The 24,008-nt window shown below is 70.5% G+C and carries 21 protein-coding genes; 13 read left to right on the plus strand and 8 right to left on the minus strand.

All coding sequences use genetic code 11. From position 1 onward, the window contains the following. Positions 1-7 precede the first annotated feature (7 nt). Positions 8-595 (minus strand): PadR family transcriptional regulator, encoded by a 588-nt coding sequence (locus ABD999_RS22975; protein WP_271280539.1) that lies wholly within the window; start codon positions 593-595, stop codon positions 8-10. Positions 596-728: 133 nt separating this feature from the next. Between ABD999_RS22975 and ABD999_RS22980 the strand changes: the two genes are divergently transcribed. From ABD999_RS22980 to ABD999_RS22995, 4 genes are all read left to right on the plus strand, one after another. Continuing rightward, complete coding sequence (locus ABD999_RS22980; RefSeq protein WP_271280538.1) at positions 729-1,115, plus strand: DUF5318 family protein; 387 nt, start codon at positions 729-731, stop codon at positions 1,113-1,115. Between the two features lie 153 nt (positions 1,116-1,268). After that, the gene (locus ABD999_RS22985; RefSeq protein WP_345482878.1) at positions 1,269-3,932 is read left to right on the plus strand and encodes a transglycosylase domain-containing protein; all 2,664 of its coding nucleotides are present in this window, start codon (positions 1,269-1,271) and stop codon (positions 3,930-3,932) included. Next, positions 3,929-5,254 carry a glycosyltransferase family 87 protein gene (locus ABD999_RS22990; RefSeq protein WP_271279305.1) on the plus strand — a complete coding sequence of 442 codons (1,326 nt, stop codon included), beginning with the start codon at positions 3,929-3,931 and terminating at the stop codon, positions 5,252-5,254. Before ABD999_RS22985 ends, ABD999_RS22990 begins: the two co-directional genes overlap by 4 nt. Beyond that, positions 5,251-6,315 carry a mannosyltransferase family protein gene (locus tag ABD999_RS22995; RefSeq protein WP_148035957.1) on the plus strand — a complete coding sequence of 355 codons (1,065 nt, stop codon included), beginning with the start codon at positions 5,251-5,253 and terminating at the stop codon, positions 6,313-6,315. Before ABD999_RS22990 ends, ABD999_RS22995 begins: the two co-directional genes overlap by 4 nt. Positions 6,316-6,378: 63 nt before the next feature. On the opposite strand, the gene ABD999_RS23000 is transcribed toward ABD999_RS22995, so the two are convergent. Continuing rightward, the gene (locus ABD999_RS23000) at positions 6,379-7,122 is read right to left on the minus strand and encodes a deoxyribonuclease IV (RefSeq protein ID WP_187281556.1); all 744 of its coding nucleotides are present in this window, start codon (positions 7,120-7,122) and stop codon (positions 6,379-6,381) included. 73 nt (positions 7,123-7,195) lie between these two features. Between ABD999_RS23000 and ABD999_RS23005 the strand changes: the two genes are divergently transcribed. Further along, on the plus strand, positions 7,196-7,375 hold the full coding sequence (locus ABD999_RS23005; RefSeq protein ID WP_148035958.1) for a hypothetical protein: 180 nt from the start codon (positions 7,196-7,198) through the stop codon (positions 7,373-7,375). A gap of 44 nt (positions 7,376-7,419) precedes the next feature. Here ABD999_RS23005 and ABD999_RS23010 read toward each other — a convergent pair whose 3' ends face one another. Further along, complete coding sequence (locus ABD999_RS23010) at positions 7,420-7,731, minus strand: hypothetical protein (protein WP_271279306.1); 312 nt, start codon at positions 7,729-7,731, stop codon at positions 7,420-7,422. A 191-nt stretch (positions 7,732-7,922) separates the two neighbouring features. Here ABD999_RS23010 and rpsF point away from each other — a divergent pair, with 191 nt between their 5' ends. The 7 genes from rpsF (at position 7,923) to ABD999_RS23045 (ending at position 12,272) form a co-directional block, all read left to right on the plus strand. Further along, positions 7,923-8,213: a 30S ribosomal protein S6 gene (gene rpsF, locus ABD999_RS23015; RefSeq protein WP_148035960.1), complete on the plus strand. Its 291-nt coding sequence runs from the start codon at positions 7,923-7,925 to the stop codon at positions 8,211-8,213. Positions 8,214-8,306: 93 nt separating this feature from the next. Beyond that, a complete protein-coding gene (locus ABD999_RS23020; RefSeq protein ID WP_148035961.1) occupies positions 8,307-8,867 on the plus strand; it encodes a single-stranded DNA-binding protein in 561 nt (186 codons plus the stop codon). Between the two features lie 66 nt (positions 8,868-8,933). Next, positions 8,934-9,170 (plus strand): 30S ribosomal protein S18, encoded by a 237-nt coding sequence (gene rpsR / locus ABD999_RS23025; RefSeq protein WP_020543048.1) that lies wholly within the window; start codon positions 8,934-8,936, stop codon positions 9,168-9,170. 14 nt (positions 9,171-9,184) lie between these two features. After that, positions 9,185-9,631: a 50S ribosomal protein L9 gene (gene rplI / locus ABD999_RS23030; RefSeq protein ID WP_148035962.1), complete on the plus strand. Its 447-nt coding sequence runs from the start codon at positions 9,185-9,187 to the stop codon at positions 9,629-9,631. 189 nt (positions 9,632-9,820) lie between these two features. Beyond that, on the plus strand, positions 9,821-10,687 hold the full coding sequence (locus tag ABD999_RS23035) for an ABC transporter substrate-binding protein (protein WP_271279307.1): 867 nt from the start codon (positions 9,821-9,823) through the stop codon (positions 10,685-10,687). Next, on the plus strand, positions 10,684-11,532 hold the full coding sequence (locus tag ABD999_RS23040; RefSeq protein ID WP_271279308.1) for an amino acid ABC transporter permease: 849 nt from the start codon (positions 10,684-10,686) through the stop codon (positions 11,530-11,532). Before ABD999_RS23035 ends, ABD999_RS23040 begins: the two co-directional genes overlap by 4 nt. After that, entirely contained in the window at positions 11,529-12,272 is a 744-nt protein-coding gene (locus tag ABD999_RS23045; RefSeq protein WP_271279309.1) for an amino acid ABC transporter ATP-binding protein, read from the plus strand. Before ABD999_RS23040 ends, ABD999_RS23045 begins: the two co-directional genes overlap by 4 nt. Here the strand turns inward: ABD999_RS23045 and ABD999_RS23050 are convergent. Continuing rightward, on the minus strand, positions 12,269-13,738 hold the full coding sequence (locus ABD999_RS23050) for an APC family permease (RefSeq protein WP_261808988.1): 1,470 nt from the start codon (positions 13,736-13,738) through the stop codon (positions 12,269-12,271). The genes ABD999_RS23045 and ABD999_RS23050 overlap by 4 nt on opposite strands. 88 nt (positions 13,739-13,826) lie before the next feature. Continuing rightward, complete coding sequence (locus ABD999_RS23055; protein ID WP_271279310.1) at positions 13,827-15,128, minus strand: MATE family efflux transporter; 1,302 nt, start codon at positions 15,126-15,128, stop codon at positions 13,827-13,829. Positions 15,129-15,410: 282 nt separating this feature from the next. Between ABD999_RS23055 and ABD999_RS23060 the strand changes: the two genes are divergently transcribed. Then, positions 15,411-18,956, plus strand: coding sequence for a replicative DNA helicase (locus ABD999_RS23060; RefSeq protein WP_271279311.1), 3,546 nt, complete (start codon positions 15,411-15,413; stop codon positions 18,954-18,956). On the opposite strand, the gene ABD999_RS23065 is transcribed toward ABD999_RS23060, so the two are convergent. The 3 genes from ABD999_RS23065 to ABD999_RS23075 form a co-directional block, all read right to left on the minus strand. After that, the gene (locus ABD999_RS23065) at positions 18,953-19,078 is read right to left on the minus strand and encodes a hypothetical protein (protein WP_261808989.1); all 126 of its coding nucleotides are present in this window, start codon (positions 19,076-19,078) and stop codon (positions 18,953-18,955) included. The genes ABD999_RS23060 and ABD999_RS23065 overlap by 4 nt on opposite strands. Positions 19,079-19,178: 100 nt before the next feature. Continuing rightward, positions 19,179-23,471, minus strand: coding sequence for an HAD-IC family P-type ATPase (locus ABD999_RS23070; protein WP_345482879.1), 4,293 nt, complete (start codon positions 23,469-23,471; stop codon positions 19,179-19,181). A 30-nt stretch (positions 23,472-23,501) separates the two neighbouring features. Continuing rightward, entirely contained in the window at positions 23,502-23,984 is a 483-nt protein-coding gene (locus ABD999_RS23075; protein ID WP_148035967.1) for a hypothetical protein, read from the minus strand. Between the last annotated feature and the right edge of the window lie 24 nt (positions 23,985-24,008).

Here is a 24,008-nt window from a genome sequence, read left to right on the forward strand (position 1 = left end):
CGCTCCCTTACTCATCACTTGATGTGGTGTCTGTTGCCGGGCCCCGCTCTGAGGCCCGTCTTTCCGTGGCGATCAGCTCGTTGAGCCAGCGCACCTCGCGCTCGACGGACTCGAGCCCGTGACGCTGGAGTTCGAGGGTGTAGCTGTCGAGCCGCTCCCTGGTGCGGGCCAGGGCGGTGCGCACGCTGTCGAGGCGCTCCTCCAGCCGGCTGCGCCGGCCTTCGAGGATGCGCAGGCGGACTTCGGCCTCGGTGTGGCGGAAGAACGCGAAGTGGACGCCGAAGCTCTCGTCCTCCCAGGCCGACGGGCCGGCCTGGGTGAGCAGCTCCTGCAGTCGCTCCTTGCCCTCCGCCGTGAGCTTGTAGACGATCTTCGATCGGCCGCCCACGATCGTGGCCTGGGCCGGTTGCTCCTCCGCGATGAGCCCCTGCTCCAGCAGAGAGCGCAGGCAGGGATACAGCGACCCGTAGGAGAACGCGCGGAACATGCCGAGTAGCGTGTTGAGCCGTTTGCGCAGCTCGTAGCCGTGAAGCGGCGTCTCGTGCAGCGACCCGAGCACGGCCAGTTCCAGCACCCTGCGTTGTCCGCTGGCCATGGGAACCGCCCTCCTCTCGCGTCGATGTATCGAGCCGATACATCCAGAGGATACGTCGCGCCGCTATATCGAGCAATTGACGACTTCCCCAAGTCGTTGGGATCAATCGGAAAAAAGCCGTAGTCTGGCGCCCATGTGGTCACAGCGAAGGGTGGTGGACTACGGGCTCGCCAAGCGGGCGGTCGTCCACGCCGTGCGCGCGGGGCGGACTCCGCCCGGCGACGTCTGCGACGCACAGCCGTACCTCCTCCGGGCGGCCCGCCACTTCGGCGAGCCGACCGATCGCCTCTGCCCGATGTGCGAGCGGGAGAACGTCACCAACGTGACCTATGTGTACGGGGACCCGCTCGGACGCCATGCCGGTCAGGCAAAGGTGACCTCAGACCTGACCGAGATGGCTCATGATTACGACGAGTTCCGGGTGTACGTGGTCGAGGTCTGCCAAGGTTGTTCCTGGAATCACCTGACGGTCTCGTTCGTCCTCGGGAACGGGCCGCCGGGCCTCGTCGGCCGGAGCTAGGGCAAACGGCCGCACGACAGAACCGAGGACGGCGAGGAGTCACGCCCCAATCCGCCGTGCTATCCGACGACGATGCGAGGACGCGTGAGTTACAGCAGCAACGAAGGGACGGCCCGCCCGGGGAGGCGCCGCCGCTCCGGCTCAACTCGTTCCGTGCCCCAGGAGCCGCCGCCGCAAACCGGCGAGTCCAGCTGGGGCGGGCCGCCCGCCCGTCGTCCCGAGGCCGCGTACGAGCAGACCGGCGCGATGGCCGCGCAGCCGTACAACGACCCGCCCACCCGCGCCAACCCGCGCTCGGCGCCGCCCGCCCAGCCGGGCGTGCCCGGCGCCCCCGGTCAGCAGCCGAGCCATCAGCCCGGCCCTCAGCCGAGCCATCAGCCCGGTCAGCCCGGTCAGCAGCCGGGCGCTCCCGGCCAGCCCGGTCGCAGGCGCGCGGCCGGTTCCCGCCGCCGGGCTCCCGAGCAGGAGACCAGGGCCCGCAGCAACCAGGAGACGATGGTCAGCGACGCGCCCCGGCGCGCGCGCAGGAGCGGCGGCGGGCCCGGCGGCCCGTCGGAGCCGCCGGACGGCCCGCCGAAGGGCGGCGGCGACCGCCCCAAGTGGCGCAAGTTCCTGCCGAGCTGGAAGCTCGTCGTGGCCAGCTTCGTGGTGCTGTCCGCGGGCGTCTTCGGCATGATCGCGGTCGCGTACGCCAACACGCCCGTCCCCACCCAGGACCAGGTCCAGGACGGTGTGGAGGACCAGGAGAGCATCATCGTCGACCGGCACGGCACGGAGCTGGCCAGGCTCGGCACCAAGCGCATCCCGGTCACCTACGACCAGGTGCCGCGCGCGGTGCAGGACGCGGTCATCGCCGCCGAGAACGACACCTTCCGGGATGACTCCGGCATCTCCTTCAGCGGCATGGTCCGCTCCCTCTACAGCACGGTCAGCGGCCAGCAGGTGCAGGGCGCGTCCACCATCACCCAGCAGATGGCCCGCGCCTACTACGACGGCCTCTCCCAGGAGCGCACGATCCAGCGGAAGGTCAAGGAGATCTTCGTCGCGGTCAAGCTGAGCGACAAGATCTCCAAGGAGCAGATCCTGGAGCAGTACCTCAACACCATCTACTTCGGCCGCGGCGCCCACGGCATCGGCGCGGCAGCCGAGGCGTTCTTCGGCAAGAAGGTGGAGAAGCTCACACCCGAGCAGGGCGCCTACCTCGCCGGCCGCATCCAGAACCCGGACCGCTTCGACCGCGAGGAGAAGGCGGGCAACCTCGCCCCGACCGAGGAGCGCTACGACTACGCGCTCGGGCAGATGGCCAAGCTCGACCCGCAGGCGTACGGCGCACTCCCGGCCAAGTCGCCCACGGCGCCCAAGCGGACCAAGTACAAGCCGAAGAACCCGTTCAACGGCATCAAGGGCTACATGGTCCAGGTGGTCCTGGACGAGCTGGAGTCGCTGGACATCCCCAGGGAGGACGTCGAGAAGGGCGGCTACAGGATCAAGTCGTCGCTCGACCTCAAGCTCATGCGCGCCGCCAAGGCCGCGGTGGACAAGCACACCGGCAGCCTCGACCCGGAGATCAACACCACCCTGGCGGCCGTCGACCCGCGCAACGGGCAGGTCCTCGCCTTCTACGGCGGCGCCGACTACGCCAAGGACCAGTGGATCGACGCCTTCCAGTCGCAGAAGCAGGCCGCGTCGGCGTTCAAGCCGTACGTGCTGGCCGCCTGGCTGGACGCCGGCTACAGCCTGCGCAGCTACGTGCCCACCAAGGGCCCGGTCAAGCTGCCCGGCACCACCCCGATCGACAACGACCACCCGTTCAAGGCCCCCGGCGTCGACGTGGTGAGCGCCACGGCCAGCTCCGTCAACACCGCCTACGCCAAGATGGGGGAGAAGGTCGGCCTCGACAAGGTCATCGACATCGCGAGCAAGTCGGGCCTCAGCAAGAAGCGGCTCGAGGCCGCCATGGAGCAGCACCACTACCTGATCACCATCGGCAGCGGCACGGTGTCGGCGGTGGAGCAGGCGGGCGGCTACTCGATCTTCGCCAACCAGGGCAGGCACTACGACAACCACGTCGTCATCGAGGTGAAGGACAAGCACGGCGACACCGTGCTCACCGAGAAGAAGAGCTACGCCCAGGTCATCTCGCCGGAGGCCGCCGCCGACGCCGTCATCGCGCTGGAGGCCGTGGTCAAGCAGGGCACCGGCCGCAACGCCGCGCTCTACGACCGCCCGGTGGCCGGCAAGACCGGCACCAACAACGAGAACAAGGAAGCCTGGTTCGTCGGGTTCACGCCGCAGGTGTCGACCGCGGTCGGCATGTTCAGGCAGCAGTGCCGTACCGACAGCGGCAAGGTCGTCAAGCCGGTGAACGACAACTGCCCCTGGGCCCGCGGCAAGAGCAAGAAGTACACCATGGAGAACCCGTACTCCAGGCCGTACGAGATCCCGCTGGGCACCGGGTTCCAGGGCGCCACCTACCCGGCGTCGATCTGGAAGACGTTCATGACCGAGGCCACCAAGGGCCAGAAAGTCGTGCCGTTCCCCGAGCGGGCCGACACCGGTGTCACCGAGGACCTCGTGCCCAAGCCGACCCCGACCCCGACGCCCACGGAGGACTCGCTGGAGCTCGACACCGGCGACCCGTTCGACAACGACCAGCAGGGCACCGAGCAGGACTGCGTCATCGGGCCGTGCTCCGACGACGACGGCAACGTGTCGGTCGACCCCAACCAGGACGACGAGATCCCCGTGGACGACGGCTTCATGGGCGGTAGCAGGAACGGGCCGGACTCCCCGCCGGGCAGGCGCGAGGAACGGTGACGGCGATACTGAGGCGCGGCCCGTCCATGGCGCGGGTCGTGCCGTATCTCCCCCTGGGGCTGTTCGCGGTCCTGGGGGCGACCCTTGCGTACGTGATGCGGCTGCCCTGTCGCAACGGCGGCTGGAACGACCAGACTGCCACGTACACCAACTTCTGCTACACCGACATCTACCCGCTCTACTTCGACCGGCAGCTCGCGACCCAGAACCCCTACTTCGCCGACGTCCCGTTCGACAAGCACGTCGAGTACCCCGTGGTGCTCGGCGAGGTGATGCAGGTCATCGCCTGGATCGTGCGGTGGCTGGAGCAGGACGTCGCGGCGCAGGCGGCGCGCTTCTACGACATCACGGTCGTGCTGATGGGCCTCTCCTTGGTGGCCGGCGTGCTGCTGATGGCCGCCGCCGCCGGGCCGACCCGCCGCTGGGACGCCGTCTGGTACGCGCTCGCGCCCGCGGTCGTGCTGGCCGCCTACATCAACTGGGACCTCGTCGCCGGCGCGCTGTCCATGGGCATGCTCCTGGCCTGGGCGCGCAAGCGGCAGGTGCTGGCCGGCGTGCTGCTGGGGCTGGCCATCGCCACGAAGTTCTACCCGCTGATGTTCGTGGGGGCGTTGTTCCTGCTCACCTGGCGTACGGGGCGATGGCGGCCGTTCCTGGTCACCATGGCTTACGCCGCCGGCGTGTGGCTCGCGGTCAACCTGCCCTTCATGGTCTTCGCCTGGGACGGCTGGCGCCGGTTCTACGTCTTCTCCCAGGAGCGTGGCGTCGACTGGGGCTCGCCGTGGCTGTTCTTCCACAACAAGGGCTGGCCGATCCTGGGCGAGACCGACGTCAGCACGCTCGGCATGGTCTCGCTGGCGCTGCTCTGCCTGGGCATCGCGGTGCTCACGCTGACCTCGCCGCGCCGGCCCCGGCTGGCGCAGATCTGCTTCCTGGCGCTGGCCGCGTTCATGATGACGAACAAGGTGTGGTCGCCGCAGTTCGTGCTGTGGCTGGTGCCGCTCGCGGTGCTCGCCAGGCCGAACTGGAAGCCGCTGGCGCTGTGGCAGGTGGCCGAGGTCTGGTACTTCTTCGCGATCTGGCTCTACCTGCTCAACCAGGCGCCGCTCTCCCGGACCGACCTGGGCATCGGGGACGACACGTACTTCACCGCCGTCTGGGGACGGGTCATCACCATCGGGATCATGATGGCGTTCGTGGTACGCGACATCCTGCGCCCGGACAAGGACCTGGTGCGCCAGGGAGGTGTGGACGACCAGATCGGCGGGGTGTTCGACGAGGCGCCTGACCGGTTCACGCTGCGGAGCCTCGCCTTCCGATGATCACCCGCTCGGCCGGCCGGGACGCGCTGCTGATCTGGTTCGGCTCGCGGATCGGCCTGCTCGTGACGACGCTGCTGGGCGTGTCGCTGCACGAGTATCTCGGCCGGTGGGAGCGGTGGGACGCGCACCTGTTCGTCACCATCGCGCGCTTCGGCTACGACGGCGACCCGGCCCGGCCGGCCGACGGCGGGCTGCCCGCCTTCTTCCCCGGCCTGCCGGCGGCGCTGCGCCTGGTGCACCTGGTGGTGCCGGACTGGTCGGCGGCCGGGCTGATCGTCTCGCTCGTCGCCGGGGCGGTGGCCATGGTGGCGCTGGCCAGGCTGGCCGAGCACGAGGGCGCGCAGGGCTGGATGGCGGTGCTGGGGCTGGTGCTCTTCCCCGCAGCCGTGTTCCTGAGCGCCGGCTACAGCGAGTCGTTGTTCCTGGCCTTCGCGATCCCCGCCTGGCTGGCCGCCCGGCAGGGCCGCTGGCCGGCGGCCGCGGCCCTCGCCGCCGGCGCCTCGTGCGTACGCATCACCGGGCTGTTCCTGGCCGCGGCGCTGATCGCGGAGTTCGCCCTGAGCAGGGCCCCGCTGCGCCGCGCGCCCTGGCTGGCCGTGCCGTTCCTGCCGCTGGCCGGCTACTCCTTCTACCACTACACCCGCACCGGCGACTGGCTGGCGTGGAAGCACGCGCAGGAGGCCGGCTGGGGGCGCGAGATGGTGTGGCCCTGGGACGCCTGGGCGGTCACCTGGAACAACGCGATGGGGGGCGGCGACATGGCGCCGGCCTTCCGGATGGAGATCGCCGGCGCCGTGGTGGCGGTGATCGGGCTGATCTGGCTGCTGGCGCTGCGCAGGTGGAGCGAGGCCGTCTACACGGGGCTGCAGGCGGCCGCGCTCATGACGTCGGCGTACTACCTGTCGGTGCCGCGCTCGCTGCTGCTGTGGTTTCCGCTCTGGGTGGCCCTGGCCCTGCTCGCCACCAGGAGACGGTGGGTGATCGTGGCGTACGCGCTGGTCTCGGGGCCGCTGATGGTGCTGAACACGGCCCGGTTCCTGGAAGGCGCCTGGGCGGGCTGATCTCTATACCCGTTAGACGGCATCGGTAATCCAGGGAAGTTATCCACAGGTTGTGTACATCGTCTACAGATTCTTCCTCAGGAACGCGATGTCGTCCGCCTGGCCCTCCGCCGGAGTCTCCACCACGACCGGGGCCCCGGCCATCCGGCACACCTCCAGGATCACCTCCGGGTCGATCCGCCCGTTGCCGATGTTGGCGTGACGGTCGGCGCCCGAGCCGAAGTCGTCGCGGGAGTCGTTGCAATGGACCAGGTCGATCCGGCCGGTGATCGCCTTGACCCGGTCGACCAGCCCGAGCAGCTCCTCGCCGCCCGCGTGCGCGTGGCACGTGTCGAGGCAGAACCCGACGTCGAAGCCGTCGAGCGCGTCCCACAGCCGGGCGATGCTCTCCAGCCTGCGGGCCATCGCGTTGTCGCCGCCCGCGGTGTTCTCGATCAGCACCGGGATCGGGCACTCCATGCGCTCGAACACCTTGCGCCAGTTGTCGAAGCCGACCTGAGGGTCCTCGTCCTTGCCGAGGTGGCCGCCGTGCACGATCAGGCCCTTGGCGCCGATGCTCGCCGCCGCCTCCAGGTGCTGGGCGAGCAGCTTGCGGCTGGGGATCCTGATCCGGTTGTTGGTCGTGGCGACGTTGACCAGATAGGGGGCGTGGATGTAGATGTCGACGCCCTCGACCGGCTGGGCGGGCAGCACGGGCTTCTTGTAGCCCTGGGGGTTGCCGAGGAAGAACTGCACGACCTCGGCGCCGACGGCCTCGGCGTGGGCCGTGATGTCGTCCTGGTGGACGTGAGCTCCGATGCGCACCATGTCATGGAGCCTATCCGTTTGACTGACCTGCGGCGGGGCAGTCGCCTTGCACCCCCTACCCCGAGGAGACGATATGACCCGCTGGCGCTGGCGGTCGTTGATCCTGCTCGTCTACGTGATCATCGGCATCTACGTGGCGTGGGTGTACGACTACATCACCCCGGCCGTCCTGAGGGACGTCGCCGAGGCGCTGCTCGCCATCTTCCTCTGGTTCCTGGTCCTGCTCGGCGTGGACCTGCACATCGGAGGATGACCGATATCACCGAACGGCCCCGGCTCCGGCCCGGGCCGTTCGCTTTACGGAAGGTAGCCGCCGCCCGCGATGCCGAGCGCGACGCCGACGAACGCGGACACCATGCCGACGATGTTGAGCGAACGCTGCGGCGTGGTCACCGAGACGTACTGCGAGTAGAAGCCGATGCCGAGGCCGAGCGTGCCCGCCCAGGAAGCGACGACGTGCCCGCCAGGGAAGAACAGGGATACGAAGGCGACGAGCCCGCACACCACCGCGGCCACGGCGAGGGTGTTCTCCACCGGATGCCGGCGGCCGTCGGTGTTGAGCGTGAGCCGGAACCGCTCGGTCTGGGCGGGCTGGAGGAAGTGTGGCACTGCGGAGCACCTCCTTGGCTTTCTGACAGGCTTTCCCATCAGCGGGCTGCTGGTAACCTGGTCAGGCTGCGTTGTGATGGGAGACCCGTCACCCCGGAGCGCCGAAGGGGGCGTCCGGGTCAGACGTCAGCGTCCTCCTGTCACGGCAGAGCGTCGTGACCGCAACAGTCCAGAGGAGGTAGGAGTCCCGCATGCGTCGTTACGAAGTAATGGTCATTCTGGACCCTTCGCTCGATGAGCGCACCGTGGCACCGTCCCTCGACCAGTTCCTCACCGTGGTCCGCAACGACGGCGGCACCGTGGAGAAGGTCGACGTCTGGGGCCGTCGCCGTCTCGCCTACGACATCGACAAGAAGTCCGAAGGCATCTACGCCGTCATCGACCTGTCCGCCGAGCCGGCCACGGTCAAGGAGCTCGACCGGCAGATGAACCTCAACGAGGGCATTCTGCGCACCAAGGTCCTGCGTCCGGACAACCACTGAAGGAGCCGCTCGTAGCCCGGCTTTTTGTCGGGCCGCGACCGTAGTCTGAGCCGTAATCCCAAGCGAAGACGTGCAGGAAGGCGAGCGCAAGCCATGGCAGCAGGCGACACCGTAATCACCCTCGTCGGCAACCTCGTCGACGACCCCGAGCTGCGCTTCACCCCGACGGGGCAAGCGGTGGCCCGGTTCCGCATCGCGTCCACTCCGCGCTTTATGGACCGCCAGACCAACGAGTGGAAGGACGGCGAGAGCCTCTTCCTCACCTGCAACGTGTGGCGCCAGGCGGCGGAGAACGCCGCCGAGAGCCTCCAGCGCGGGATGCGGGTCATCGTCCAGGGGCGGCTCAAGCAGCGCTCCTACGAGACCAAGGAAGGCGAGAAGCGCACCGTCTACGAGGTCGAGGTCGACGAGGTCGGCCCGTCCCTGCGCAACGCCACCGCCAAGGTCAACCGCACCTCCCGGCAGGGTGGCGGCGGCGGCTTCGGCGGCGGCCCGGCCGACGACCCCTGGGCGTCCGCCACGCCCGCCCCGCCCCAGGGCGGCGGCTTCGGCGGTGGCGGCGGCTACCAGGGCGGCGGCCAGCAGCAGGGCGGCGGGTCCTCCTCCGGCGGCTTCGGCGGCGGTGGCGACTTCAGCGACGAACCGCCTTTCTAACCCACCAGAAATCCAGTCCGAGTCCATTCCCGCTTCTGACAGCGGGGCTCTGAGAGGAGCACCACGATGGCCAAGCCGGCACTGCGCAAGCCCAAGAAGAAGGTTTGCCTGTTCTGCCACGACAAGATCTCCTACGTCGACTACAAGGACACGGCGCTGCTGCGGAAGTTCATCTCCGACCGCGGCAAGATCCGTGCGCGCCGGGTGACGGGCAACTGCACCCAGCACCAGCGCGACGTGGCGACCGCGATCAAGAACGCCCGTGAGGTGGCTCTGCTGCCCTACACGAGCACCGCGCGCTAAGGAGGTCTGTCGACATGAAGCTCATCCTCACCCACGAGGTCTCCGGCCTCGGCACCCCCGGTGACATCGTCGAGGTCAAGGACGGCTACGGCCGTAACTACCTCATCCCGCGCGGCTACGCCATGCGCTGGACCCGTGGCGCCGAGCGCCAGATCGAGTCCATCAGGAAGGCGCGCGACGCCCGCGAGATCCGCGACCTCGGCACCGCCAAGGAGGTCGCCGGCCAGCTCGGCGCCCTGCGCGTGCGCCTGGCCACCCGTGCCGGCGAGTCCGGCCGGCTGTTCGGCTCGGTCACCACGGGCGACATCGCCGACGCCGTGAAGGCCGCCGGCGGCCCGATCCTCGACCGCCGTCGCATCGAGATCGTCAACCCGATCAAGAGCACCGGCGCCCACAAGGTCACCGTCAAGCTGCACCCCGAGGTCTCGGCGTCCGTCGACGTCGAGGTCGTCGCGGGCTGACACCAGGCCCCGGCCTCACGGCCCCCTTCCCGTCCGCGGGAAGGGGGCCTGCCTTTTGCCGCGGCCAGGGGCCGTTGCTCACGGGGTCGCCGCTTGGCGGCCCGTACGCGCAGGTGGGGGACCTGATCCCCGCCGTGGCCGCGTAGAATTCTCACGTTCTTCCTCTCGCGTTCCCCCTGGAGGCTCCCCATGGCCCGTCCTTCGATGCTGATCGCGCTCGGTGCGCTGGCGGCCGCGACCGTCGCCTGCGCGCCCGTCGACGAAACGGCGACGACGGCGGCGGCCTCTCCCACCTCGTCCACGGCGTGCACCAAGGACCAGCTCACGCTCGTCAACCAGGGCAAGCTGACCATCGGCACCGACAAGCCCGCCTTCGAGCCGTGGTTCAAGGACGACGACCCGGCCAACGGCCAGGGGTTCGAGAGCGCCGTCGCGTACGCGGTCGCGGGGGAGCTGGGCTTCGACCGCGACGAGGTGCAGTGGGAGACGGTCAAGTTCGACACCGCGTTCGCCCCGGGCGAGAAGCGGTTCGACTTCGACATCAACCAGGTCTCGATCACGCCCGACCGGGCCAAGGCCGTCGACTTCAGCAACGGGTACTACACGGTCAAGCAGTCCGTGGTGACGCTGGGCGACGGCAAGTTCGCCGGCGCCGCCTCGCTGGCCGAGCTCAAGGACGCCAAGATCGGCGTGCAGGTCGGCACCACCGCGCTGGACGCGGTCAAGAGCGTGATCCAGCCCAGCGCCGAGCCGAACGTCTACAACGAGCAGATCGACTCCATCAACGCGCTGAAGAACGGGCAGATCGACGCTCTGGTGCTCGACCTGCCGACGGCCTTCTACGTGACGGCTGCGCAGGTCGAGGGCTCCAAGATCGTCGGCCAGTTCAGCGCGACCGGCGGAGGTCCCGAGGAGTTCGGCCTGGTCATGGAGAAGGGCAGCGGGCTCAAGTCGTGCGTCGACAAGGCCGTCGACAAGCTCAAGTCCAACGGTGACCTGGACAAGATCGAGCAGCAGTGGCTGAGCGAGGCCGCGGGCGCGCCGGAGCTGAAGTGACCGCCGACCCGGTCTGGGTCAAGAGCGAACGCCAGCGCGAACGCGAGCGGGTTCTCGCGTCACAGGGCCGCCGCACGGCCTCGGTCGCGACGATCTCCACGATCCTGTTCGTCGCCCTGGCCGTCGTGGTGGTCGTCAACTCGCCGGGGTGGCCCCGGGTGCAGGAGACGTTCTTCGACCCGGAGATGTTCCTCAGGTCGGCGCCGGCGGTGGCCGAGGGCTTCCTGATCAACATCAAGATCTTCCTGATCGCCGAGCCGTTGATCCTGGTCGTGGGCCTGCTCGTGGCGCTGGTCCGCGGCACCAAGAATCCCGCGCTCTTCCCGCTCAGGGCACTGGCCACGTTCTACGTCGACGCCTTCCGCGGTGTGCCCACCCTGTTGGTCATCCTCATGGTCGGCTTCGGGCTCCCCGCCCTGAAGCTGCAGGGCATCCCGAACGACCTGGTCACTCTCGGCGTCATCGCCCTGACGCTCTCGTACGGTGCGTACGTCGCGGAGGTGTTCAGGTCGGGCATCGAGTCGATCCACCCCAGCCAGGTGGCGGCGGCGCGCTCGCTGGGCCTGAGCCACGGCAAGACCCTGCGGTTCGTGGTGCTGCCGCAGGCCGCGCGCCGGGTGGTGGTGCCGCTGCTGAACGACTTCATCTCGCTGCAGAAGGACACCGCGCTCGTGTCCACGATCGGCCTGGTGGAGGTGCTCCGGCAGGCCCAGATCATCGCCTCGCAGACGTTCAACTACACCCCTTATCTGGTGGCGTCGCTGCTGTTCATCCTGCTGACGATTCCGCTGGCCCGGTACACCGACCACCTGTCGGCGAAGGCGCGTAAGAGGCAGGGCTCATGAGCGTGCTGACCATCCACAACCTGTGGAAAAGCTTCGGCGGCAACGTCGTGTTGCGCGGCATCGACCTGGAGGTCGAGCAGCACGAGGTGGTGAGCCTGATCGGCGCGTCCGGCTCGGGCAAGTCGACGCTGCTGCGCTGCGTCAACCTGCTGGAGACGGCCGACGACGGCACCATCCATCTCGACGGCGAGGAGATCACCGATCCGCGGGTCGACGTCGACGCGGTGCGCAAGCGCCTGGGCACCGTGTTCCAGGCGTTCAACCTGTTCCCGCACATGACCGTGATGGACAACATCACCCTGGCCCCGCGCCAGGTCCACCGGGTCGGCCGCGCGCAGGCCGAGGAGGAGGCGCACGAGCTGCTGCGGAGGTTCGGGCTGGCGGACAAGGCCGGGGCCTACCCGGACCGGCTCTCCGGCGGCCAGCAGCAGCGGGTGGCCATCATCAGGGCCCTGGCCACCAAGCCGCGGGTGATGCTGCTGGACGAGGTCACCTCCGCGCTCGACCCCATGCTGGTCGTCGAGGTGCTCGCCGTCATCAGGGAGCTCAAGGAGTCGGGCATGACGATGATCCTGACGACGCACGAGATGTCCTTCTGCCGCGACATCTCCGACACCGTGTGCTTCCTCGACGGCGGCGTGCTGCTGGAGAAGGGCCCGCCGGAGAAGATCTTCACCGAGCCGGAGCACGACCGCACCCGCGCCTTCCTGGGCAGCGTGCTGGAGTCGGGCCGCTTCTAACGCCGGTGCCTGCCCCGTCCGGGCGTCGCCGCGGCGGCCCGGCCGGGGTCGGCCAGCAGGCTGCGGCGTCTGCCGTACCCGAGGTAGACCAGCACCCCGAAGGCCATCCACAGGGCGAACCACGCCCAGGTGTGCACCTGGAGGTTCACCATCAGCCAGAACGTGGCGACCAGCGACAGGATCGGCAGCAGCGGCGACAGCGGCACCCGGAAGCCGCGCTCCAGCTCCGGCATCCTGCGCCGCATCACGATCACCCCGGCCGCCACGAACATGAACGCGAACAGCGTCCCCATGACGACGAGTTCCTGCATCGTGAGCACGGGCACGAACTCGGCCAGCACGATCGCGACCGCGCCGATCACCAGCGTCACCCGCGACGGCGTGTGGTAGGCCCGGCTGATCACCGCCAACCGGCGCGGGATGAGCCCGTCGCGCGCCATCGAGAACAGCACCCGGGTCTGCCCCACGAGCAGCACCAGGATCACCGTGGTCAGCCCGAGCACCGCGCCCACGTCGATGACGTGCGTCATCCACCCGGCGCCCACCGCCTGGAACGCGCTCGCCAGCGGCGCCTCCACCGCGATGCTCGTGTACGGGACCATCCCCACCATGACGGCGGCCACCGCGATGTAGATCACCGTGGCCACGACCAGGCTGCGGATCATGCCCTTCGGCACCACCGTGCGCGGGTTCACCGTCTCCTCGGCCGCGGTCGCGACGATGTCGAACCCGATGTAGGCGAACGCGATCACCGGGGCGGCGGCGAACACGCCTGACCAGCCGAACGTCTGGCCCTGGCCGACGAACAGGTCCAGCACGGTCGCCGTCGGCGTGGTGACCGGCTGCGGCTCGGCGTGGAAGTCGCCGAAGTTCGCCACGTCCACGTACGTCGCGCCGACCACGATGACCGCGCCGATGGCCAGCAGCTTCGCGGTCACCATCACCCACAGCGCGCGCAGGCCGATCCGCGCGCCGGCCGCCACGACCCCGGTCAGCAGCACCAGGATGACCAGGACGAGGACGTTCTCGACCACCTCGGGCCGGGGGACCCGCACGCCGAAGTTGCCGATGGCGCCCACGGTGATCTGCGCCCACGCCCGCGACACCACGGCCGCGGCCAGCTGCAGCTCCAGGATCAGCGCCCAGCCGATGATCCACGCCCAGATCTCGCCGAAGATGACGTAGGTGAAGGTGTAGGCGCTGCCGGAGGTCGGCATCGTCGACGACAGCTCGGCGTAGCACAGGCAGGCCAGCAGGCAGGCGATGCCCGCGATCATGAAGGACAGGATGACGCCGGGACCGGCCTTCGTCGCCGCCATCTGCCCGGCGATGCTGAAGATCCCGGCGCCGATCATCACGCCGAGTCCGAGCACCACGAGGTCGGAGGTCCGGTACACCTGGGCCAGCGCATGGCGCGCGCCGGTGCGGAGGCCGGTCGCCTCGGCTGGTGGCAGCCGTCGCATCATTGCGGACAAAGTGACACACCCCGCTCATGAGACCCGCCCACAGTGCCTCACCACTTCCGGCCACAGCAAGCACGGAAGCGTCACGGTGCTAAGCCCCGACCACCAGCCAGGCGGAGCCGGTGGCGCGACGGGCCAGGGTGACGAGCCTGGCCACCATCCACACCCCGAGCGCGCACCACAGGGCCACGATGTCCATCCCGGACGCGAGGGCGGCGGCGGGCAGGTACGCCAGCGTCGTCCACACCCCCGCCCACGCCAGATAACGCTGGTCACCCGCGCCGATCAGCACGCCGTCGAGCACGAACACCACCCCGCAGATCGGCTGGAACAGCGCCACCGGCCAGAGGACGGCGAGCAGCTGTTCGGTCACCTGCGGGTCGGCGTCGAACAGGCCCGGCAGCAGCGGCCGCGCCGCCAGCACCAGCAGCCCCAGCACCGCACCCGACCAGACGCCCCACGTCACCATCCGCCGCGTGGCCCGCCGGGTGGCCTCGACGTCCCCGGCGCCGAGCGCCCGCCCGGTGATCGCCTGCCCCGCGATGGCGATGGCGTCCAGCGCGAACGCCAGCATCGTCCACACCTGCGTGGCGATCGCGTACGCGGCCAGCTCGGCCTGCCCCATCCTGGTGGCGATCACCATGGCGACCACCAGCACCACCCGCAGGCACACGGTCCTGACCAGGAGCGCGAACCCGGCCGTGCCCGCCTGCCGCACCCCCGCCGGGTCCGGCCGCAGGGGGACGCGCAGCCGCCGCGCGCCCCTGACCACGACCGCCACGTAGACGGCCGCGCCGAGCGTCTGCGCCAGCACGGTGCCCCACGCCGACCCGGCGATGCCCCAGGCCAGGCCCAGCACGAACCAGGCGTTCAGCACCGCGTTGAGCGCGAACGAGCCGACCGCCACCACCAGCGGCGTCACGGTGTCCTGGAGGCCGCGCAGCACTCCCGTACCGGCCAGCACCACCAGCATGCCCGGGGTGCCCAGCAGGCTGATCCGCAGGTACGTCACGGCCTGCTCGGCCTGGTCCGGGGCGGCGCCGAACAGGTCCACCACCGGCGGCGCGAGCGGCCACATGACCGCGATCAGCGCCGCGCCGATGCCGAGCGCCAGCCAGATGCCGTCCACCCCGTGGCGCATCGCCCGCTCGTGGTGGCCCGCCCCGGTCTGCCGCGCCACCGACGCGGTCGTGCCGTACGCGAGGAACACGCAGAGGTTCACCAGCGTCGTCAGGACCGTGCCGGCCACGCCCAGCGCGCCCACCGCGGTGGTGCCCAGCCCGTGGCCCACGATCGCGTAGTCGGAGAGCAGGAAGAGCGGCTCGGCCACCAGCGCGCCGAACGCGGGCACGGCCAGCCGCAATATCTCCCTATCCTGGGGCGTAATGGGCATTCATCGATTATGCCCCTTACGGGACGCAGGTTGCCAACTTTCTTCCCTCCACAGCCGGTGGACATCGTATCCGCAGGTCGGAGGGCATGTGGATGATGATGTCCACAGTTATCCCCAGGCTCGTCCACAGGCCTTTCACACCCTGAGCGGGCTGCGTACACAGCTTGACCACAACCTTGTCCACAGGCCGCGTTGCTGATGGGCCGCAGAGCCGCGAAACTGTCAGACCGGTCGGCTACAACTGGGGGTGGCTCGACCGCTGCGAGCAGTTGAGGGGGCGCGGTGAGCATTGACGAAGAGATCGGTGCGGGCCCGGGGTTCGAGCGCACACCGCCCAACAACATCGAGGCGGAGCAGTCGGTGCTGGGCGGCATGCTGCTGTCGAAGGACGCGATCGCCGACGTCATCGAGATCATCCGCTCCGACGACTTCTACCGGCCCGCCCACCAGATGGTGTTCGACATCATCACCGACCTCTACGGCCGCGGTGAGCCGGCCGACGCGGTCACGGTCTTCGCCGAGCTGCAGAAACGCGGCGAGATGGCCCGCGTGGGCGGCGCCGCCTACCTCCACACCCTCACGGCCGTCGTCCCGACCGCCGCCAACGCCGACTTCTACGCCAAGATCGTCCGCGAGCAGGCGGTGCTGCGCCGCCTCATCGAGGCCGGCACCCGCATCGTCTCCTACGGCTACGGCGGCCAGAACGAAGAGGTCGACGACCTCGTCGACCGCGCCCAGGCCGAGATCTACAAGGTCACCGAGCGCCGCACGTCCGAAGACTACGCGGCCCTGGCCGACATCATGCCCGGCGCCCTCGACGAGCTGGAGGCCATCGGCAGCCGCGGCGGTCAGATGGTCGGCGTCCCGACCGGCTTCGCCGACCTCGACCAGCTCACCAACGGCCTCCACCCGGGCCAGATGATCGTCGTCGCCGCCCGGCCGGCCATCGGGAAGGCTCTCGCCCTCGACACCCCCCTGCCCACGCCGACGGGCTGGACCACGATGGGCGAGGTCCGGGTCGGCGATCACCTGATCGGCGCCGACGGCAGGCCGACCCGCGTGGTCGCGGCCACCGAGGTGATGCACGGCAGGCCCTGCTACGAGGTGGAGTTCAGCGACGGCACGGTGATCGTGGCCGACGCCGGCCATCAGTGGCGCACCACGACCCGTGCCTCCCGCCGATCGCTCTCCCTGCCCGGCGGAGAGGGACGGACACGCGCGGCCGTCCGCTCGGTCGTGACCACCGAGGAGATCGCCGCCACCCTGTGGTGTCCCGCCGATCAGCGGCCCCACCACGCCGTCGAGGTGGCCGCGGCTCTCCAGGGGGAGGAGGCGGACCTTCTTCTGCCGCCCTACGCCCTCGGGGTCTGGCTGGGCGACGGCCGGGGCGCGAGCGTGAGCCCCAGCCTCCAGGGTGTCCTGCGCTCCCTCGGCGTCCTGGATTACAGGCACATCCCGGTCAGCTACCTGCGCGCGTCGGAGCGGCAGCGCCGCGCCCTGCTGGCAGGGCTGCTCGACTCCGGCGGACGCGTCGACGCCTCGGGCCGGATCCGGTTCGCCGTGACGGACCGGCGCCTCGCCGGCGACGCGCGCGAGCTGATCCTGAGCCTCGGCTACCAGCCGACCGTCCGCACCGAGCGGATGAAGGCGTCATCCACCTACGTGATCGGCTTCACCACGCCTGACCAGGTCTTCCGGCTCCCCGGGAAGGCCGTCGGGCAGGTCGGCGACGCCGACCCGAAGGCGTCGGTCCGCCACATCGTGGACGTGCGCCCCGTCCCGTCCAGGCCCGTACGCTGCGTGCAGGTCGACAACGCCGACCACCTCTACCTGGCGAGCCGGTCCTGGATCCCGACCCACAACAGCACGCTCGGCCTGGACTTCGCCCGGTCGGCGGCGATCAAGCACGGCATGTCGACCGTCATCTTCTCGCTGGAGATGTCGCGCAACGAGATCACCATGCGACTGCTGTCGGCCGAGGCACGGGTGGCGCTGCATGCCATGCGCTCGGGCATGATGACCGACGACGACTGGACACGCCTGGCGCGGCGGATGAGCGAGGTGGCGGAGGCGCCGCTGTTCATCGACGACTCGCCCAACATGTCGATGATGGAGATCCGGGCCAAGTGCCGCCGCCTCAAGCAGCGCAACGACCTGCGGTTCGTGGTCATCGACTATCTGCAGCTGATGAGCTCGCCGAAGAAGACCGAGAGCCGTCAGAACGAAGTGTCGGAGATCTCCCGTGCCATCAAGCTGCTGGCCAAGGAGCTGGAGGTCCCCGTCATTGCCATCTCCCAGCTCAACCGAGGCCCCGAACAACGCACGGACAAGCGCCCCCAGGTGAGCGACCTGCGTGAGTCCGGTTGCCTGACCGCCGCCACCCGCGTCATGCGGGCCGACACGGGCGCCGAGGTCTCGCTGGGAGATCTGCTCGAATCGGGTGCGCGCGACATCCCGGTCTGGTCCCTCGACGACCGGCTGAAGCTCGTGCCCCGGACGATGACGCACGTCTTCCCGAGCGGGGTCAGGGAGGTCTACCGGGTCCGGCTCCGGTCAGGCAGAGAGGTGGAGGCGACGGCCAGCCACCCGTTCCTCACCTACGACGGCTGGCGTCCCCTGGCGGATCTCGCCGCCGGGGCGCGGGTGGCCGTGCCGCGACACGTCCCCGCTCCCTTGGACGTCGAGTCTTGGGACGAGGACGAGTTGGTCCTGCTCGCCCATTTGATCGGCGACGGCTCGTTCGTACGCGGGCAGCCGATCCGCTACAGCAGCACCGACGAGGCGAACCTGGCCGTCGTCACGGAGGCGGCCGCCCGGCGTTTCCACATCACCGCCGTGCGGGACGAGCACGCCGCGGCTCGGTGCACCTCCCTGCGGCTGCCCGCGCCGTATCGGCTGACCCATGGCAAGCGGAATCCCATCGCCGCCTGGCTCGACGGGCTGGGCCTGTTCGGTCTGCGCAGTCATGAGAAGTTCATGCCGGACGGCCTGTTCGCGCTGCCGAAGCGGCAGGCCGCGCTCTTCCTCAGGCATCTGTGGGCCACCGACGGGTGCGTGTGGTGGGACGAGAAGGCCGGGCAGGCGCGCATCTACTACGCGTCCACCAGCAGGCGCCTGGTGGACGACGTGGCGCGGCTCCTGCTGCGGTTCAACGTGATGACTCGGGTGAAGGAGTCCCGCAAGGGCGATCACCGCCCTTCTTACCAGCTGTTCGTCTACGGAGCGGAGAACCAGCTGCGTTTCCTCGACGAGATCGGTGTCCACGGCGGGCGCGAGACGGCTGCGCGTCAGTGCGCCGGGCGCCTACGGCTGATCACCGGTAACACCAACATCGACACGGTGCCGAAGGAGGTTTGGATGCGCGTCCGCACAGCGCTGGTGGAACGAGGTATGTCACAGCGTGAGTTCGCCGCCGGCATGGGGACGAGCTATTGCGGGACCACGCTCTGGAAACACGCGCCGAGCCGGGAGCGCCTCGGACGGGTCGCCGCAGTCCTGGACGCCTCGGACCTCGAACTGCTGGCCACCAACGACGTCTTCTGGGATGAGATCGCCTCAGTCGAGTCGTTGGGCGAGCAGCCGGTCTTCGACGCCACGGTGCTGGGCACGCACAACTTCATCGCGAACGGGATCAGCCTGCACAACTCCATCGAGCAGGACGCCGACATGGTGATCCTGCTGCACCGTGAGGACGCTTACGAGAGGGAGTCGCCACGGGCGGGCGAGGCCGACCTGATCGTGGCGAAGCATCGTAACGGGCCGACGGCGACCGTGACCGTGGCCTTCCAGGGCCACTACAGCCGCTTCGTCGACATGGCGCAACACTAGGCCAGGCGCACTCCGGCAGGGCTCACGAGCGACGTGACGATCGACTGGACGAGGCGCATGATGAGGGCTTCGAGCAGCATGACCGCCGCCTTGGCCAGCAGGGACGCCAGGAATTCGGACATTAGGTACCTCGCGGGGACGAGTGTGTCTTTCCTCGCATAATTAACCACAAAACACGCCGGGAACTGTAGTCCGAGTGACCGGAAGGTGAACGATCGATGTCTATCTGATACCGAGGCTCTCGACCGCGACGGCGGCCAGCGTGGCCGCGGCCGCGCTGGTGAGCCCGATCCCCCAGCCGATGGGGCCGACCGGGCGGCACCCGAATACCTGGCTGAGGCCCGGCACCGACACGACCACGAAGAGGGCGGCCAGCGACGACACGGACGCCGCCACGACCAGGCGGTCCCGCCGGCCGAGCGCCAGGGTCTGCAGGAGCTGGGCGGCGACCAGGCCGATGAGCCCGACGGTGTCGGCGCGCCCGCGGGTGCCGCCCATCCTGGCCAGCAGCCACGCGGCGGCGGCCGCCGCCGCCGTGGTGACGGCGCGCAGGTAGATCTCGCGGGTGAGCGCGGTGCCGAGCGAGGCCTCCGGCCCTTCGGCCAGCAGTTTCTCCGGGCTGGCGGCACTGGGCGGCCGCACGGCCACGGCCAGCGCGGGCAGCATGTCGGTCAGGAGGTTGACCAGCAGCAGCTGGCGGGCGTTCAGCGCGCTGCGCCGGGTCAGCAGGCTCGACCCGAGGGTGAAGGCGATCTCGCCGACGTTGCCGCCGAGCAGGATCCCCAGCGCGTCACGTACGGACCCCCACATGGCGCGGCCCTCGACGATCGCGTCGATGATGGTCTCGATGCGGTTGTCCAGGACGACGATGTCGGCGGCCGACCGGGCGGCCGGGGTGGCCGTGGAGCCGAGCGCGACGCCCACGTCGGCGAGGCGGATGGCCGGCACGTCGTTGGCGCCGTCGCCGGTCACGGCGACGACCTTGCCGGTGTCGCGCAGGACGGTCACGATGCGTGCCTTGTGCTCCGGCGTGGTCCTGGCGAAGACGGCCACGTCGGAGAGCACCTCGCCGAGCCGCTCGTCGTCGAGCGCGTCGATCTCGGGCCCTGTCATGATCCGCCGGCCGTTGATCGCGTCCAGCTCGGCGGCGATGGCCTCGGCGGTGCTGGGGTGATCGCCGGTGATCATGATGACCCGGACGCCCGCGCCGATGAGCTGCCGCACGCTCGCCTTGGCCGTGGGCCTGATGGGGTCGGCCAGGCCGAGGTAGCCGAGGAAGCACAGCCGTTCGATGCGGGACTCGTCCAGGTCGGCGCGGCTGGAGGCGGACCGCTCGGCGACGGCGAGCACGCGGTAGCCCTGCCGGGCCAGCCGTTCCACCTCCTGTCCCAGCTCCAGCCTGATCCGGTCGTCCAGCGGGACGTGGTGGCCGTCGCGCAGGACGGTGGAGCAGCGGCCGAGCACGACCTCGGGGGCGCCCTTGACGCTGAGCAGGTGTCCGGGCCCGGACGTGCCGAGCACGGCGTGGTAGCCGCGGGCGGGCTCGAAGTGCAGTTCGTCGACGCGTTTCCAGGACTTCAGGCCCTCGTCGAGGGTGATGCCGAGCGCGTTCGCGCCTTCGATGACGGCCCGGTCGGTGGGGTGGGCGATCCTGCGGTCGTCGCCGAACTTGGGCCCCGCGCGCAGCGCCGCGCCGACGAGGGCCCGCATCTCGCCGGTCAGCTCGTCAGGCGACCTCTGGTGCCAGCCGTCCGACACCCGGCCGAGGCTGATGTGGCCTTCGGTGAGGGTGCCGGTCTTGTCGAAGCAGAGCACGCCGACCCTGCCCAGCGCCTCGATCGTGGACGGGTTGCGTACCAGCGTGTTGCGCTGCGAGAGCCGCTTGGCGGAGGCGAGTTCGGCGATGGTGGCGACGAACGGCAGGCCTTCGGGCACCGCGGCCACCATCATGCTCACGGCGGGCCCGAGCGCGGTGGCCAGCGGCGAGCCGCGGAGCAGGTCGATGCCCATCAGCACCACGCCGGAGCCGACGGCGGCCGGCAGGATCCTGCGGCTCAGCTCGCGCAGCCGCAGTTCCACGCCGCTCGGTGGCGGTTCCAGGGCGGCGAGCGCGGCGGTCCGGCCGGCCTCGGTGCGTTCGCCGGTGGCGACGACCACGGCGCGGCCGCTGCCCGCCGCGACGGTGGTGCCCAGATACACCATCGAGCTGCGCTCGGCGACGGCGGGCGCAGCGGTGGGGCTGATGGTCTTGGTGACGAGCTGCGACTCGCCGGTGAGCGTGGACTCGTCGAGCTCCAGCCCGGACGCCTTGATCAGCCTGGCGTCCGCCGGAACGGCGTCGCCCGCGCGCAGCTCGATCACGTCTCCCGGGACGAGGACGCCGGCGTCGCAGTCGACCGTGCCGCCGGGCCGGCGCACGCGCACGGTGACCGCGGTGATCTCGGAGAGGCGGTTGAGCGCCCGGTCGGCGCCGGTCCGCTGGGCGCCGCCCAGGAGGGCGTCGATGAGCATCACGCCGCCGATGAGCCCGGCGTCCAGGACCGAGCCGACGGCGGCCGACACGCCCGCGCCGGCGGCGAGCACCGGTGTCAGCGGGTTGGCGAGCTCCCGGACCGCCGCGCCGGCCAGGGACTCCGGCGCCTCCTCCGTCGCGGCGGGCGGGGTCCTGCGGCGGGCGGCCTCCTCCTCGGTCAGTCCCTTGCGTGAGGTGTCGAGCCGGGCGAGCACGTCGGGTATGGCCATGGCGTGCCAGGGCGTGGGGTCGGCCTGGACGGGCGGAGTGCCGCGCCCGGTGGCGCGGCCCGACCAGTAGCCGAAGACCAGCGCGACCGCCGACACGGCGTCCCGCACCCAACTGGCACGCCGGGGGGCGGCCGCCTCCGGGCCGATGAACGCCAGCCCCGAGCCCGCGACCGCGCCGGAGGCGGCGAGCCACACGCCTCGGGTGCTCACCTTCCTGGCGACCGGCAGGGACCGCAGCACCAGGTGCGCCGCGTCCAGCCCGCCCACCACGTCGGCGTCCCAGGGGAAGCGCCTGGACGGTTCCAGCACGCCGATGCCCAGGTCGGCCCCGCGGAGCGCGCGCCGCGCGCGCCGCGAGACCACGGCGACGCCGTGCCCGTCAGCCTGCAGCTCGCGCACCAGCTCAGCCGGCTCGGACCCTGGGGACGGATCGACACCGAGCCGGAGGGCGAGGCCGTCCTCGTCGCCGGCGATGATCACGGTGCCGGCGCTCCTGGCCGCGGAGACCAGCGCCTCGGCCATCGGATGCGGCTCCCTGGCCAGCCCGACCAGCGCGACCTCCGCGCCGTCCTTCGAGACGGTGACGGGGCGGATGCCCTGGTCGACCCACTCCGAGCGGGCGACGTCCAGGCCGGCGGGGGCGGCGGTCCAGCCGTCCTGCTCGCGCCGCGCGTCCGGGTCGGTGAGGTCGAGCAGCGTGTAGAGGCAGGCGTGCAGCTCGTCCAGGTCCACGTCGGGTACGAGGGGGAGCACGCTCTCGATCGCCCACCGGCCGGAGGTGAGCACGGCGGCGTCGAAGACGACGGTGTCGACGCGGTCCATGCGGGACAACGCCCGGCGGTCGAGCACCATCGCGTCGCGCCCGGCCAGAGCGGCCATGATCGCGCTGACGTAGCCGTCCCTGGCGAGCCGGCCGGCCTTGGGCGTGCCGGAGATGAGCAAGGGAAGCCCGCGCCGGTGGTCGCGGGTGAGGAACGTGGTCACGCCGTGCGCGGCCAGCGCGCCGGGGCCCGCGAGGTCGGCGTAGCGTTCGAGCGGGCCGCGGGGCAGCGGGGCGGGCCGTTCGGACTCCTCGGTCCTGATGTGCCGGTAGGAGCCGTCGTGGCCGGCGAGCGCCGTTTCGCGCCGTTCCCAGGCGCGTCGGCCGGTGTGCGCGGCGGCGTACCGGCCCGCGGCGGCGGCGGAGTCGACGAGCAGCGTCACGGGTCGCGCGGCCAGCGCGTTGGCGACGATCCTGGTCGTGCCGAGTATCGCGTCGGTCGCCGACGCGCCGAGGCGCCGCTCCAGCTCCAGGCGCACCCGGGGGATCTCGTCGGCCAGCGCGGCGAAGCTGGGCACCGCGTCGGACAGCCGGGGGACGCGGGCGACCTGGCCGGTCAGCGCGAGGGCGGCGCCGACGAGGTTGAGCCCGAGGCTCACGGCGGCCTTGGCCTGCTGCTCCGCACCGTCGAGCACCCGGGCGGGGGGCGGGCCCTCGGTGTCGTGCTCCTCGATGAGCTCGATGAGCTCGTCCAGTTCTTCGCCAGGCCGGCAGTCGACGAACACGCAGCCGAGCGTCCCGTTCACCTCGGCGCGGCGCGCGCCGCGGGCCAGCAGCCGCCCTTCCAGCTCGCGGACGCGCTCCTCCGTTCCCGGCCCGCCCAGGTGGCGCAGCTCCACGCGGGTCCCGCCGGGGCACGCCCGCACCCGGCGGGGACGTGGGACGAGACCGCGTACCGGCTCAGGAAGGAGGTCCAGCAAGGTGTCAGCGGAGAACAGGCCGAACGCCGGCATGCCGCCCCCTGTTCTCTCGGCTGGTTCGGCCTATTTGCTCGGACGGGTGCGCTCGACCGCTTCCTTCTGCCGGGTCAAGGCGTTCTTGACCGCCGCGGCCTTGTTCTTCGCGGTGGCGGCCTCGGCCGCCTTGCTCGCCGTCTTCTGCCTCGTCTCCATCTCGTTCTGCTTGGGCTTCTCGGGCTTGCGGGCCGAGGTGGGCTTGCCGTTGCCGTTCCCGCGGGCGCGCTGGGCGATGACGGTGCCCACGCCGATGGCGGCCGCCACGGGCCATTCGACGACGCCGAACACCGCGAGCGCGCCGAGCGCCCCGTAGTAGGCGACGCGCTCCGGCGGCGGCAGGATCGACTTGGCGACGTCGACCGCGTGGCCCATCTCCTGCTTGCTGATGTGCGGCATCGGGACGTGCGGCAGCTTCATGTCGGGCTTGTGGAGCTGGATGGACATCATGGGCAGGTCCAGCGTGACCTTCTTGTCCTGGGCTGTGGACGGCTGCGTCTGGGTATCAGCCATGACTCCTCCTTGGGCGCGAATGCC

It is taken from the genome of Nonomuraea ferruginea, from assembly GCF_039540635.1.
In the GTDB taxonomy this organism is placed as follows: domain Bacteria; phylum Actinomycetota; class Actinomycetes; order Streptosporangiales; family Streptosporangiaceae; genus Nonomuraea; species Nonomuraea ferruginea.